The organism is Agrobacterium sp. (assembly GCF_059499945.1).
Genome location: NZ_JCABZP010000011.1, coordinates 329,904 through 342,914, shown reverse-complemented (window position 1 = coordinate 342,914; position 13,011 = coordinate 329,904). Strand labels below are relative to the sequence as shown.

At 59.2% G+C, this 13,011-nt stretch carries 13 protein-coding genes; 11 read left to right on the top strand and 2 right to left on the bottom strand.

The window, feature by feature from the left end; translation table 11 throughout:
• Positions 1-11 precede the first annotated feature (11 nt).
• Positions 12-1,082: an LLM class flavin-dependent oxidoreductase gene (locus tag AC5I5B_RS10515; protein ID WP_111833860.1), complete on the bottom strand. Its 1,071-nt coding sequence runs from the start codon at positions 1,080-1,082 to the stop codon at positions 12-14.
• 399 nt (positions 1,083-1,481) lie between these two features.
• Here AC5I5B_RS10515 and AC5I5B_RS10510 point away from each other — a divergent pair, with 399 nt between their 5' ends.
• The 7 genes from AC5I5B_RS10510 to AC5I5B_RS10480 all read left to right on the top strand — a co-directional run bounded on the left by AC5I5B_RS10510 (position 1,482) and on the right by AC5I5B_RS10480 (position 8,009).
• Positions 1,482-2,084, top strand: coding sequence for an alpha/beta hydrolase (locus AC5I5B_RS10510; protein ID WP_020808989.1), 603 nt, complete (start codon positions 1,482-1,484; stop codon positions 2,082-2,084).
• A gap of 263 nt (positions 2,085-2,347) precedes the next feature.
• On the top strand, positions 2,348-3,277 hold the full coding sequence (locus AC5I5B_RS10505) for a sulfurtransferase (protein WP_107677290.1): 930 nt from the start codon (positions 2,348-2,350) through the stop codon (positions 3,275-3,277).
• Positions 3,278-3,355: 78 nt separating this feature from the next.
• Entirely contained in the window at positions 3,356-4,537 is a 1,182-nt protein-coding gene (locus AC5I5B_RS10500; protein WP_111833859.1) for a YeeE/YedE family protein, read from the top strand.
• 206 nt (positions 4,538-4,743) lie between these two features.
• Positions 4,744-4,941 carry a hypothetical protein gene (locus tag AC5I5B_RS10495; RefSeq protein WP_003506893.1) on the top strand — a complete coding sequence of 66 codons (198 nt, stop codon included), beginning with the start codon at positions 4,744-4,746 and terminating at the stop codon, positions 4,939-4,941.
• A gap of 168 nt (positions 4,942-5,109) precedes the next feature.
• Positions 5,110-6,279, top strand: a complete 1,170-nt coding sequence (ssuD, locus tag AC5I5B_RS10490; protein ID WP_003506891.1) for an FMNH2-dependent alkanesulfonate monooxygenase — start codon at positions 5,110-5,112, stop codon at positions 6,277-6,279.
• A 189-nt stretch (positions 6,280-6,468) separates the two neighbouring features.
• The gene (locus tag AC5I5B_RS10485; RefSeq protein WP_003506889.1) at positions 6,469-7,014 is read left to right on the top strand and encodes a flavin reductase family protein; all 546 of its coding nucleotides are present in this window, start codon (positions 6,469-6,471) and stop codon (positions 7,012-7,014) included.
• 50 nt (positions 7,015-7,064) lie between these two features.
• Positions 7,065-8,009 (top strand): acyl-CoA dehydrogenase family protein, encoded by a 945-nt coding sequence (locus tag AC5I5B_RS10480; RefSeq protein ID WP_060724854.1) that lies wholly within the window; start codon positions 7,065-7,067, stop codon positions 8,007-8,009.
• A 44-nt stretch (positions 8,010-8,053) separates the two neighbouring features.
• Here the strand turns inward: AC5I5B_RS10480 and AC5I5B_RS10475 are convergent, their stop codons facing one another.
• Positions 8,054-8,503, bottom strand: a complete 450-nt coding sequence (locus AC5I5B_RS10475; RefSeq protein ID WP_003506886.1) for an RrF2 family transcriptional regulator — start codon at positions 8,501-8,503, stop codon at positions 8,054-8,056.
• Positions 8,504-8,792: 289 nt separating this feature from the next.
• On the opposite strand from AC5I5B_RS10475, the gene AC5I5B_RS10470 reads away from it, so the two are divergent.
• The 4 genes from AC5I5B_RS10470 (at position 8,793) to AC5I5B_RS10455 (ending at position 13,006) form a co-directional block, all read left to right on the top strand.
• Positions 8,793-9,797: an LLM class flavin-dependent oxidoreductase gene (locus AC5I5B_RS10470; protein WP_174054545.1), complete on the top strand. Its 1,005-nt coding sequence runs from the start codon at positions 8,793-8,795 to the stop codon at positions 9,795-9,797.
• A gap of 21 nt (positions 9,798-9,818) precedes the next feature.
• Positions 9,819-11,159 (top strand): LLM class flavin-dependent oxidoreductase, encoded by a 1,341-nt coding sequence (locus tag AC5I5B_RS10465; RefSeq protein WP_107677294.1) that lies wholly within the window; start codon positions 9,819-9,821, stop codon positions 11,157-11,159.
• Positions 11,160-11,242: 83 nt separating this feature from the next.
• Entirely contained in the window at positions 11,243-12,430 is a 1,188-nt protein-coding gene (locus AC5I5B_RS10460; protein ID WP_111833857.1) for a M20 aminoacylase family protein, read from the top strand.
• Between the two features lie 21 nt (positions 12,431-12,451).
• Positions 12,452-13,006 (top strand): GNAT family N-acetyltransferase, encoded by a 555-nt coding sequence (locus AC5I5B_RS10455; protein WP_111833856.1) that lies wholly within the window; start codon positions 12,452-12,454, stop codon positions 13,004-13,006.
• The last annotated feature ends 5 nt before the right edge of the window (positions 13,007-13,011 follow it).

The following is a 13,011-nucleotide window of genomic DNA, read 5'->3' as shown; positions in this document are numbered from 1 at the left end:
AGCCACGCCAATCAATCCCGCAACAGCGGCAGCAAGCTGTCGCCCTGCCTTTCGATTTCCTTGAGATAGGGCGTGTCGGAAAGCACGAAATGGGTGATGCCCAGCGCGCGGTATTTACGCAGTGACGCGGCGACATCCTCCGCCGAACCGACAAGCCATGTGGTTCCCGCACCGCCACCGCCGAATTTGCCCGGCGCGGTATAAAGATTGTCGTCCAGCACGTCGCTTTGACGGTGCAAATCCAGCAGACGGCGCTGGCCGACAGCTACGGCCTGAAGGTGGTCGTTCCAGCGTACGCCACTGTTTGCGGCCATCTCGGCAACTTTCGCTTCCGCATCGCGCCAAGCCTCGGCCGTGGTTTCGCGTACCAGCGTGGTGATCCGCAGGCCGAATTGCAGCGGCGGCAGATCGCGGCCGAGCTTTTCACTGAAGTGCCTGAGCCGCTCGATCCGTTCGCGCACGCCGGCGAGCGGTTCTCCCCAGAAAAGCTGCACATCGGCCTCGGTTGCGGCAACCTGCTCGGCTGCTTCGGAAGCGCCGCCGAAATAGAGTTTGGGATGCGGTCGGCCTTCGCGTGCGGTGATACGTGGTGAGACGGTGGAGTTCGTCACCCGGAAATGGTCGCCATTAAACGTGACGTTTTCCTCGGTCCAGAGCCGCCGTACCAGCCGCATGAATTCTTTCGTGCGCGCATAACGCTGCGCCTGATCATCTTCTTCGTCGCCATAGGCGGCAAGCTCATCCCTGCCGGAAACGATGTTGATCCGCACCCGGCCGGCGGAAAGCTGATCGAGGGTGGCAGCGGCCGATGCGAGGTTGGCCGGCTTCCAGTAGCCGGGACGGATAGCGATCAGCGGCTCGAATGTGGTGGTGCGCGCCGCAAGCGCCGCCGCCACCGTAAATGTATCCGGACGTCCCCAGCCGGTGCCGATCAGCGCGCCTTTCCAGCCATGGGTTTCAAGCGCCCTGGCATGGCTCGTCAATGTATCGAGACTGTTGTGGTTTTCGCTGACGGCGTCGCCCCGGTGGCCGGGTTTGATGTCATTGGGGATGTACCAGAGAAATTCGCTCGTGCTGCTCACATTATCCGCCTGAATTTTCGTTTTATGTTGCGGTGGAATGGCCCTGCCGACGCTTTGCCTTCACCACTTGGGGCTCGCGGAGGCGCAAGCCTCCGCTGGTGCGAGAATGGCAAAGCGGCGGCGGCCCGGCGAAGCAGCGACGTTTCTTTTGTCATCCGACAGAGGAAAAGCTTTCCGTCTGGAAAGACTATATTGCACATATTTTCTATATAAAAAATTTGAGGAAATGATTCCCTGCGATCGACATTATCTCCGTCGGTGGGAAAGCATTTTCTGCGCTACCGAAATTGTCTGGATTGATTTTTCTCGTGCGTCCGAAAGGTGAGCAAGGCAATAGTCGACTGGAATCGCGAAATTCACCATGCTTGCCACACACCGCCCACAACTCACGGAGCCGGCATGTGTACCACCTTGATTGTCCCTGGCCTGAATGGTTCGGATGAAGGACATTGGCAACGGCACTGGTTGCTGGATGATCCCGAAGCGCAACTGGTCGATCAGGACAATTGGCAATGCCCGGTTCTCGAGGACTGGCTCGACCGTCTCGAGGCAGCGCTGGCGACAGTCGACAGCGCTTATATCGTGGCCCACAGCCTCGGTTGCCTGCTGGTGGCGAATATGGGGGCTCGACCCTCTGCCGCCAAAATCAAGGGCGCGCTTCTTGTCGCACCCGCCCATCTCGACCGCGTAGAGGCGATGCATCCCTGCATCGTCAGGTTCGGTGCCTTTCCGCAGCAACCGCTTGCTTTCCCCAGCCTCGTCGTGGGCAGCATGAACGATCCCTATATGGATTCCGAAGAGCTCTCGCGCAGTGCGAGCCTGTGGGGCAGTGGCCTCATCAATCTCGGTCCCGTCGGACATATCAATATTGCCAGCGGTTACGGACGATGGCCTGAGGGTTATGCTCTTTTCGAGCGGTTGAAGGCAGATGGCGCACCTTCAAAGGCGGTGGCGGGATCGAGACTGCGCAGACTGACTGCCCTGGGCGACGCGCATTTTTAGAGAAAGATCGGGTTTTTCCAGCCTTCCTTGCTAAACGGGATGGATAGCGGTCGGTTTATCGCTCTTTTCGGTTTTGACATCATTTACAACCTTTGGGGGTTTTATTGGTAATTTTTATTGATGGAATTTTGAATTTCGCCTGAAGATTGTTTTTGAGTGGCCGCATTTATTTTCTACAGAAAATATAGAAAAGCGTTTCTTCGCTCCGGACGGTTTTGTCGTCACCTTTCATTGGTCATCAAATCAGGGAAAGGGGTAAGGAAATGTCCAGAATCAAGCTTGTAACGTCGGCTCTCGGCGGATTGTTTTTGTCGGCGATATCGTTGGCCACGGCTGGAGCATCGGAAGCGCTTGTCACGGCCGACTGGCTGAAGGAGAATCTCGACAATCCGAAAGTGCGGGTCTTTGAAGTCAGCGTCGATACGGGCGTCTATGAGCGCGGGCATATTCCGGGCGCAGTGAACCTCAACTGGCATACGGATCTCGTTGACAAGGAAAAACGCGACATTGCCGCGCGTGAGAATTTCCAGTCCCTGCTGCAGAAAGCCGGCGTGGGTGACGATACGACGATCGTTTTATATGGCGACAACAACAACTGGTTTGCCGCCTGGGGTGCGTGGATTTTCGAAACCTACGGTCTTGGCGACCGCGTAAAGCTGCTGGATGGTGGCCGCAAGCTTTGGGAGGCGCAGGGCCTGCCTTTCGACACATCCGCACCGGCAACGGCCGAAACGAAACTGAAACTCGCCGAGCCCGACACCTCGGTCCGGGCGCGCTTTGTCGACGTCGTTGCGGTGGCCGAGGGCAAGCACAACATCAAGCTGGTGGATATCCGTTCGGCGGATGAATATTCCGGCAAGATTTTCGCGCCGGATGGCGTCAAGGAGCTGTCCGTCCGTGCTGGCCACATTCCCGGCGCCGTCAATGTTCCGTGGGGCACAATCGTCAACAAGGATGGAACCTTCAAATCGGCAGAAGAGATCAAGGCGATCTATGCCGAGAAGGGCATCGACGGCTCGGCGCCCATCATCACCTATTGCCGCATCGGCGAGCGCTCCAGCCACACCTGGTTCGCGCTGAAGAAGATACTCGGTTACGACGTCCGCAATTATGACGGTTCCTGGACCGAGTACGGAAATGCGGTCGGTGTTCCCATCAGCAATCCGACGGGAACGGTCTGGACGGGCAAATAAGCCTCCACTGCCTTCACCATAGGGCCGGTGCGTCGGATGGCGCACCGGCATTTATTCTTCCGACATCGCCGGTATTCCATGCATTCGACCCTTTCCCGCCTCGCGGCGCTTGCCATTTTATGCGCCCTGACGGTCGCTGTTTATCAATTGGGGCTGCTTGAGAATGGCAGGCCGCTTGCCTTTTCCCTTCTGGCCGGCGCCGCTTTCGGCATCGTGATGCAGCGCGGACGGTTCTGCTTTCTCTGCAACTTTCGCGATTTCATCGACGACAGGCGTTCGGACGGTGTTGTGGCCATTCTTGTGGCATTGCTGGCGGGCGTGGTGTTTTACCAGGTCGTCACCGCGGCGTGGATGCCGGTGCCGCAACCCGGCCGCCTGCCGCCCAATGCGCATATCGGCCCCGTCGGCTGGATTCTGGCGTTGGCTGCGAGCGTCTTCGGTTTGGGCGCAGCGCTTTCCGGCTCCTGCCTGTCCGGGCATTTTTACCGGCTGGGCGAGGGGGCTTTCGGTTCCGTGCTTGCCATAGCCGGAGCGGGGCTTGGTTTCCTGCTGGCATTTCTCAGCTGGAATTTTCTCTATACGGTCAGCATTTTTGACGATCTGCCCATCTGGTTGCCGCATCATCTTGGATACGGCCCGGCGCTGCTGATTGCCTGCACTGTGTTGGTCATTCTGATCCTACTCGTTCTGTTTTTCGATAAAACCGAGCCCGCTTCATCGACTGCCGCCACGGCAAGCCGGCTGCAGCAGGCGCTCCGAAGCATTTTCGTCGAACGCTGGCCGCCCGTCATAACCGGCGTTCTTGTCGCGGCCATCAGCGCCTTTTCCTATTTCCGTGTCGCACCGCTCGGAGTGACGGCCGAACTCGGCAGCATCGTCAGAACGACGGGGGCTGCGGCGGGCTGGGTGCCGGAAACGCTTGCGGGACTAGACACGGTGCGGGGATGCATCAGCGCCGTTAAAACAACGATCCTGTCGCCGAACGGTGTTTTCGTCCTGGGACTGATGTTTGCGAGTCTGGCGTCCGCGCTTTCAGCGGGGAAATTTCAGCCCGCATGGCCTTCCGCCGGTGGGTTGGCGACACGGTTTGCCGGTGGCGTGCTGATGGGCTGGGGTGGCATGACCGCGCTTGGCTGCACCATTGGCGTGCTTTTGTCAGGCATCCACGCGGGCGCGCTTTCCGGCTGGGTATTTCTCGTTTTTTGCGGTTTAGGTGCATTTGCCGGCCTTTTTCTCAAGCGCCGGTTTGCCTTGCCATGAGGCCGGACGCTTGAAATTTACCACCATCGTTAGATGAGGCGGCGATGGCCCATTCTCGGCGGCCGGAAACGGATTTTTTCCCGTCGCCGCAACCTTAGTCCACATTTGCCGGTGATCCTCCAATTATAGAATAGTAATTTTATGGAAAATATTGACGATTTCGGGCCGTCGCCCGAGGATAAGGGAATTGAGCAAAGGAGGCGCACATGCCGCAGGGACTTCATGCGTTTACTTTCGATCTGTTCGGTTTGACCCGGCGCCAGCCGCGTAGCGAGGAACAGGTTAGTCTTCATCCTCTGGATCATTCCGGACGCATCAGGCAGGAGAAAAGCGATCTCGAACTCGAAAGGGAAGAGATCTGCGAAATGAACTTTGCGATGCTCGGCCTTTATCCGGTCTTCTGACGACCATTAACGAAGGCTCCTTTTCCTTTCGGAGCGCGGTTTATCGGGGAGAGAAACTCTCTTCGCCGGGTGGAAATTGGAACAAAATTTCTTAAACGCGCCGGGGAATTGGCTACCCTTTTATCATCAAGCCGCATTGCCCGAGGGCAGATTGCAAAGGACCTGCCGATGAGCACACCCGATAAGCCACTCGATTTTCTGTGGTTCATACCCACCTCAGGCGATGGCAGCTATCTCGGCTCAGACGATCTTTCGCGTCCTGCCGATCCCGGCTATTTCCGGGAAATAGCCCAGGCCGCTGATCGGCTCGGTTATTCAGGCGTGCTCATTCCCACCGGCGTTGCCTGTGAGGAATCCTTCATCCTTGCGGCCAATCTTGCCGCCTATACCGAAAAGTTGAAATTCCTGGTCGCCATCCGTCCGGGCGTCGCATCGCCCGCTTATTATGCGCGGCTCGCCTCCACGCTGGATCGCGTTTCCCATGGCCGGCTGCTGCTCAACATCGTGGTCGGCGGCAGCGCCCAGGAACTTGCCGGCGATGGCATTTTTCTGCCCCATGACGAGCGTTACGATCACGCCGGGGAGTTCTTCCAGGTGTTCAATTCGCTGATTGAAACCGGCAAGGGAAACCTCGACGGCAAATATATCAAGGCGGTGGACGCAAAACTCGGCCTGCCGCCGGTGCAGGAACCGCGACCGCCTATTTATTTCGGCGGCTCCTCCGATGCCGGCATCGAATTTTCGGCCGGTATCACCGACAAATACCTGACCTGGGGTGAACCGCCGGCGCAGGTAGCTGAAAAAATCGCCAAGGTGCGCGCCGCCGCCGCCAAAAAAGGGCGAGAGGTTACCTTCGGTATCCGGCTGCATTTCATCGTTCGAGAAACAGACGAGGAAGCGTGGGCCGATGCCGACCGGCTGATCTCGAAGCTTTCCGACGAAACCATCGCATCCGCTCAGGAGGTCTTCTCCAAGGCTTCGGATTCCGTTGGGCAGGCGAGAATGCAGGCGCTGCACAATGGCCGGCGCGACCGGCTGGAAGTCTCCCCGAATTTGTGGGCGGGCATCGGTCTTGTCCGTTCGGGTGCAGGCACGGCGCTGGTCGGTTCGCCGAAGACGGTGGCGGCGCGGCTCAGGGAATATCAGGCGCTGGGCATCGATACCGTCATCGCCTCGGGTTATCCGCATCTGGAAGAAGCCTATCGGCTATCCGAACTGCTGTTTCCGGAAATCGGGCTCGGTGGGCCCCGTAACCAGATACGGTCCTCTTTCGGCGCGAAACAGGTTTTCGGCGGCGGCGGTCATGGCGGTAACGTCAAGCTGGTGTCCGGATCCTGATTCATCGGCGGGAGGCGGCTTATGCCTTCTTCCGTTTCGGCAGACATCCTTGCGGCGCAATGAAATCAGGCAACGGCATATAAGACATTATTTCTATAGAATATTATCAATATGGAAAACGATGTCTATTTCACCCCCCGCCATCGCTGCTAGCTATTGAACAATTCAGCTGTTTTCAGGAGCAACCCGATGACATTGCAATATGCGGCCAAGGATCAACACTTCATCAATCTCCGCGACCCGGTTGGCGGCAAGTCGGCGGATGCCGACAGCCTCAAGGCGGCGTTGAGAACGCTGGGCGGCGGTGTCAGCGTGATTACGGCGGGTGAGGGTGACGAGCGAACGGGAGCGACCGTGACTTCGGCCACCGCTTTGTCGGTCGATCCGCCGCGCATTCTGGTAGCGCTCAACCGTTCCTCGTCAACGTGGCCGGTGGTGCAGCGTTTCGGTCATCTTGCCGTCAACATCATCGGAGCGAACCATCAGTTCATTGCCAATCAGTTTGCCGGCATCGGTGGCCTGAAGGGCCCGGATCGGTATCGCGGCGCTGAATGGACACGGCTGTCGAGCGGCGCGCCCATCCTCGAAGACGCGGTTGCCGCGATCGATTGCACCATCGAAGAAACGATCGAACGGCACAGTCATGTCATCGTCATCGGCAAGGTGGAGGCGATCCGCATCGGCTCCGGTCATTCGCTGCTCTATCAAAACGGGCGTTATCATTCTCTGGACTGAGCGCCGGCCATTCGGCGCTTTCACTTTGTCATTCTTTGAGGGAGTTGAGCATGGGATCCGTCACGCCTCTCGGCGAAAGACTTCGTTTCGTTCCTCCACGCCTCGGCGCGGATATCGATGTGCTGACCGTTGCCCGGACGATCGCCGAAAACTGCGCCGTTGAAAGTCCCGGGCAAATTCATGCGCGGATCGCCCGTTCCGGTCTTCTTGCTCTTTCCGTTCCAACGGAACTCGGCGGGGCGGATATCACAAATGACGTTCTGTCACAGGCGTTAGCCATCATTTCCGCAGCCGATGCGGGGGCGGCGCATGATCTCGTTGAACATTTCACCGCCCTGGAATTCATCAGGAACGCGGGTAGCGAAGACCAGCGCAAGGCGCTCTTCGCCCGTCTTGATCTTGGCGAGACCTTCGCGCTGGCAATATCTGCCGCTGATCTGGATCAGGCGGTTGTGGTGACGGAAGACGACTACGCCCTGCGGCTGCCCGATGAAGTTGCGGGGTCGGTCAAGGTCGATGCGGACTGGATCGTTGTGCCGGCTGTCAACACGGCCGGACAGCCCCTGCTTGTCGTCCTGCGCAATCGCCCCAATACGTCATGGGAGGGTCTCTTGCGCGCCGATCAGGTGGTGTTCCTTGCCCAGGGCGTAGGAAACCTGGCCGCTTCCGTTTCCGCCCTTTTGAAAGCCGCGGTGGCGCTGGGGCAGAAGCAGCGTGAGCTTTCCGTTCTGCTGATCGACAGACTGGCGGACGAGGGCGCAGCGCGGCCCGTGATAGGTGAAATATTTCTCGCCATCGAACTCCTGAAGGCGCAGATAACAAGCCTTGCGGCCAATATCGATGCGGCGCAGGTGGGGGCGGAGAACGTCACCTTTCGTTCGGTCCGCAACAATGCCATCACGCTTGAAATCCTGATGGCGCGCCTCGGTCTTGTCGAAGGCGTCAGCGAAGCCGGGCTGATCGCGTCGCTGGACAGTGATCTGCGCAGGCAATAAGCGACGCTCTGTCGTGGAACCCGAACGAAGGGCCGTGCGAAATCCTATTCGCCGGCCGGAATAGAACGGGCATCCTGCCCGTCCTTTGCCACGAACTGCGCAAGCGTCATATTGTCCAGAATGGTTGCGATGGCGTCACGCACGTCCGTCATCGAAACCCTGACCTGACAGGTCTCGGGATCATCACAGTCGTCACAGGCTTCAAAGGCCGTGCGACTTGCGCAGCGGATGGGAGCCAAGGGTCCATCCAGCGTACGGATAACCTGCCCGATCATGATTTCGGATGGCATTTTCGACAGTGAATAACCGCCATTCGGGCCCTTCTTGGAGCGCAGAATGCCGCTATTGCGTAGTTCCAGAAGAATAGTGTCCAGGAATTTTTTCGGGATGTTGTTGCGGGTCGCAATCTCCGTCACGAAGGCGGTCTCGCCCTGGGGCAACCGCGCCAGATCGACAAGAGCCTTTAATCCGTATTTGCCTTTTTTGGTCAACATCGCACGATCCGAAAAGAGAGTCGGCACAGTTTACAGTGCCGGGCCGTATTATTCCTTACTTACTAAGTAGTTTTTAGCGAATTCCGGCGCAAGCCCGTTTCGTCCGGGTTTGGTGCTGAAAGCGGCCTGTTGCAGCCTTTTTGAGACCAGGTCCCCCGTTTTGCCGGCACGGGCTTTCGAAAACATCACTGAAAACAATATTTTCTCTGATCGTGCTGCAACGTGGAACGATCATCCTTTATTAGAATATAAAATCGGTAGACAAAGTATGCATCAAAGACGCGAGGTGATGATGTATACGCTCAGTTTGCTGGACAAGAGCCCGGTTTCAACGGGGGAGGACGCCGCGAGCGCGTTCCGCGACACGATCAATCTTGCCAAACGCGCCGAAGAGTTGGGTTATCGCCGTTTCTGGGTGGCCGAACATCACAATTCGCCGGAGCTTGCCGGTTCCGCGCCGGAGGCGCTGGTTGCATGGATACTGGCGAAGACTTCCCGCATCCGTGTTGGCTCGGGCGGCGTCATGCTGCAGCACTATAGCCCTTACAAGGTTGCCGAGGTTTTCAACGTCCTGTCGTCGCTTGCACCCGGCCGGGTCGATCTCGGCATCGGCAAGACACCGGGCGGGTTGCCGCTTGCGACGTCGGCCTTGCAGCAGGCCCATGATCTCGGCCGCAAGCCGGATTTCGAAGCGGCCTTCGGTGAACTCACCACATTTTTATCGGGCGCTGCGCCGCAGGATCATGCACAGGCAGGGCTACAGGCAACACCTGCGCCGCCGGTCGCGGCAGAGAGATTTCTGCTCGGCGCCAGCCCGGAAAGCGCAAGGCTTGCGGCTTCAAGGGGATGGAATTTCGTCTTTGCCGGCCACCTCAATGGTGATGCGGAGGTTCTTCGCCGTAGCCTCTCGGCTTTCCGGGAGGAAAGCGGTGGAGCTGCCCCGATCCTTGCACTGTCGGCTTTTGCAGCCAGCGATCCCGCCCATGCCGCGAGACAGGTCGAAGGTCAACGCATCTACCGGGTATTCCTCAGCGACGGCAGGGCGTTCAACCTCGGCCGCCGCGAACAGGCGGAGGAATTCGCCCGCCAGTCCGGCGATGCCGACTATCGCATCGAAGAGCGCAAGCCCAACGTCCTGCATGGCGGGCCGGAGGATATTCACAAGGCGCTTCGTGCGCTTTCCGAAGAGCACGGCATCGAGGAATTCATCATCGAACCGCCCCATGTCGGGGCCGATCAGCGGCTTGCCTCGGTCGAACTCTTGGCCCCACATCGCCTTTCCCGGGCGGCATAATTTTCTCTCAGGAGGAATGACATGACGAGAAAGAAAATCCGTTTCGGCATCATGCTTCAAGGTCCCGGCGGGCACATGAATGCCTGGCGGCACCCCAAAAGCCCTGTTGATGCCAGCGTCAATTTCGACTTTTTCAGAAAGAACGCGCTGAAGGCGGAAGCAGCCGGCATCGCCTTCGCCTTCGTGGCGGATGGGCTTTACATCAACGACAAGTCCATTCCGCATTTCCTCAACCGGTTCGAGCCGCTGACGATCCTTTCGGCGCTCGCCGCCGTCACCTCCAAGATCGGTTTGGCGGGAACCGTTTCGACCTCCTATAGCGACCCCTTCACCATTGCCCGCCAGTTTGCCTCGCTCGATCTTTTGAGCGGCGGCCGTGCCGGGTGGAATGCCGTGACGACACCGCTCGAAGGCACGGCGAAAAATTACAGCCGTAATCACCCCGAACATGCGCTGCGTTACGAGATCGCCGACGAATACCTCGAGGTTATCAAGGGCCTGTGGGACAGCTGGGACGATGACGCTTTCCTGCGTAACCGCGAGACGGGACAGTTTTTCGACCGCGCCAAACTCCACACGCTCGGCCACAAGGGCCGCTTCTTCCAGGTGGAAGGCCCGCTGAACATCCAGCGTTCTCCACAGGGTCAGCCGGTGGTGTTCCAGGCAGGCTCGTCCGATGCCGGCATCGGTCTTGCTGGCAAACACGCGGATGCGGTCTTCACCAATTCCGCTTCGCTGGAGGAAAACCAGACCTTCCTCAAGCGTGTGAAGCAGAGCGCCGTTGCGCAGGGCCGGTCCGCTGCCGATGTGAAGATTTTCCCCGGCATCGGCCCGATCGTTGGCGAAACGCAGGAGGAAGCGGAGGCGAAATACGACGTCATCCGCAACCTCATCACTATCGAGGATGCGCTCGCCTATCTCGGTCGCTTCTTCGATCATCATGATTTCAGCGCCTATCCGCTGGATGAGCCTTTCCCCGAACTCGGCGAGATCGGCAAGAACAGTTTCCGCTCGACGACCGACCGCATCAAGCGGCGGGCCAAGGAAAAGAACCAGACGCTGCGCGAGGCGGCGCTGGAGGCTGCGACCCCGCGTGAAGGCTTCATCGGCACACCGGACAAGGTGGCCGACGAGATCATACGCTGGGTGGAACACGATGCGGCCGATGGCTTCATTCTGGGCTTTCCGGTGATTGCCGAGGGACTGGATGATTTCATCCGCCTCGTCATTCCGGTGCTGCAGCGGCGCGGTTATTTCGATCCGCATCTGGAAGGCGCGACATTGCGTGATCATCTCGGTCTGCCTTTCCGGGAAAGCGTCTATGCCGGCGGCGAAAACGCGTCTGACAAGGCCATCGCCTGAGCTTGCAGCCGGGCGGCGTTAATCGCTGCCCGGCGCATATTTCAAGACGCGGCGCGCAAAGGCCCCGCGCAGGAGACAGAACCATGAATATCCGCATTGACGGCGCGCGTCCGCAGGACGACGCCGAACGGGGAATCCTTGCCTTCATCGAAGAGAGCATCGCCATCCGGCATGATCTCCACCGGCATCCAGAGCTTTCGCTCAAGGAGACGCGTACGGCGGCGCTCATTGCCCGTTATCTCCTGTCTTTCGGATACGAGGTGACGGAGGGTGTCGGTGGTCACGGTGTCGTCGCCACGTTGAAGCGCGGTCATGGTGAAAAACGTCTCGGAATCCGCGCCGATATCGACGCCCTGCCCATTATCGAGGAAACCGGCCTTGCCTATGCCAGCCAGACGTCGGGCGTCATGCATGCCTGCGGTCATGATGGCCATACCACCATCCTGCTTTCAGCCGCCCGTTATCTTGCCGAAACATCGAATTTTTCCGGCACGCTGACACTGATCTTCCAACCGGCCGAGGAGATCGGTGCGGGTGCAAGGGCGATGATAAAGGACGGGCTGTTCGAGCGGTTTCCGGTCGATGCGGTCTTCGGCCTGCACAATTGGCCGGGTGTCGAAACCGGGCAGTTCGGCTTCGTCGAAGGTCCTGCCATGGCCTCCGTCGACAAGGCGAAGGTGCAGATCATCGGCAGGGGCGGGCATGGGGCGGCGCCGCATGAGACGGTCGATCCGGTTCTCGCCTCGGCAAGCTTCATCACCGCCCTGCAAAGCATCGTTTCGCGCAATGTCGATCCGCGCGAGATGGCGGTGCTGACGGTCGGCTCCATCCATGGCGGAACCGCCTCCAACGTCATTCCCGAGAGCGTCGAGCTGCAGATCACCGCCCGGGCTTTTTCGCCCGCCGTGCGTGACAGGCTGGAGGAGCGGCTTCCGGCGCTGGCCAGAGCGCAGGCGGAAAGTTTCGGCGCAAGGGCCGATGTCTCCTATTCCCGTGGTTTCCCGCCGGTCATCAATCACGCCCCGCAGACGGTCTTCGCCCGTGAGGTTGCCAAAAAGCATTTCCCGTCCGCGCAGATTGCCGAAGCGTTCCAGCCGCGCACGGCGAGCGAGGATTTTGCCTTCATGCTGCAGGAGCGGCCCGGCTCCTATCTCTTCGTCGGCAATGGCGACAGCGCGCCGCTGCACAGCCCCCACTATGATTTCAACGACGCGATCATCGCACCGGCAGCGCGCTTCTGGGTGCGTCTGGCGGAAGCATACCTCTCCTGACGCGAAATTTAGGACAAGGACATGAGCGACAGTTTTCTCTACACATCGGTCAAGAATCCGCTCGCAACGCCGCTTCTGGAGGAGTTGCTGTTTGAATATGACAGCCGTTACGGCACATTTTTCAACGCGGAAGGGGCGAAGGCCGAGCTGAACAAATATCCGCCGGAGGCCTTCAGCCCGCCATCGGGCAATTTCCTGCTGCTTTTGCGTGACGGTAAGGCGATCGCCGGCGGCGCCTTCATGCGCTACGACCACGAGACGGCCGAATTCAAGCGCGTCTGGACCCACTCGGCCCACCGCCGGCAGGGGCTTGCGAAAATCGTGCTTCAGGAACTGGAGCAGCAGGCGATCCGGCAGGGTTACGCCCGCGTTTATCTGACCACGGGTTTCCGCCAGCCGGAAGCGGTCGGCCTTTATCTCACCAATGGCTATCGCGCCCTGTTCGACACGGCGGCCGATCCCGAGACGATCCGGTCGCTGCCCTTCGAAAAATGGCTTTCCGACACTGCCGCCTCCATCCCGGATGGCGCGCCAGTACAGGCCGCCCGGCCGCAACTCTCTCCGGTTCATCCGTGAAAGGC

Excerpts from the sequence above, each read along its gene's own strand:
- AC5I5B_RS10480 (WP_060724854.1), top strand. The coding sequence starts at position 7,065 with ATGGGATCCGTCACGCCTCTCGGCGAAAGACTTCGTTTCGTTCCTCCA.
- AC5I5B_RS10505 (WP_107677290.1), top strand. The coding sequence starts at position 2,348 with ATGTCCAGAATCAAGCTTGTAACGTCGGCTCTCGGCGGATTGTTTTTG.
- AC5I5B_RS10500 (WP_111833859.1), top strand. The coding sequence starts at position 3,356 with ATGCATTCGACCCTTTCCCGCCTCGCGGCGCTTGCCATTTTATGCGCC.
- AC5I5B_RS10470 (WP_174054545.1), top strand. The coding sequence starts at position 8,793 with ATGATGTATACGCTCAGTTTGCTGGACAAGAGCCCGGTTTCAACGGGG.
- AC5I5B_RS10475 (WP_003506886.1), bottom strand. The coding sequence starts at position 8,503 with ATGTTGACCAAAAAAGGCAAATACGGATTAAAGGCTCTTGTCGATCTG.
- AC5I5B_RS10485 (WP_003506889.1), top strand. The coding sequence starts at position 6,469 with ATGACATTGCAATATGCGGCCAAGGATCAACACTTCATCAATCTCCGC.
- AC5I5B_RS10455 (WP_111833856.1), top strand. The coding sequence starts at position 12,452 with ATGAGCGACAGTTTTCTCTACACATCGGTCAAGAATCCGCTCGCAACG.
- AC5I5B_RS10510 (WP_020808989.1), top strand. The coding sequence starts at position 1,482 with ATGTGTACCACCTTGATTGTCCCTGGCCTGAATGGTTCGGATGAAGGA.
- AC5I5B_RS10460 (WP_111833857.1), top strand. The coding sequence starts at position 11,243 with ATGAATATCCGCATTGACGGCGCGCGTCCGCAGGACGACGCCGAACGG.
- AC5I5B_RS10465 (WP_107677294.1), top strand. The coding sequence starts at position 9,819 with ATGACGAGAAAGAAAATCCGTTTCGGCATCATGCTTCAAGGTCCCGGC.
- ssuD (WP_003506891.1), top strand. The coding sequence starts at position 5,110 with ATGAGCACACCCGATAAGCCACTCGATTTTCTGTGGTTCATACCCACC.
- AC5I5B_RS10495 (WP_003506893.1), top strand. The coding sequence starts at position 4,744 with ATGCCGCAGGGACTTCATGCGTTTACTTTCGATCTGTTCGGTTTGACC.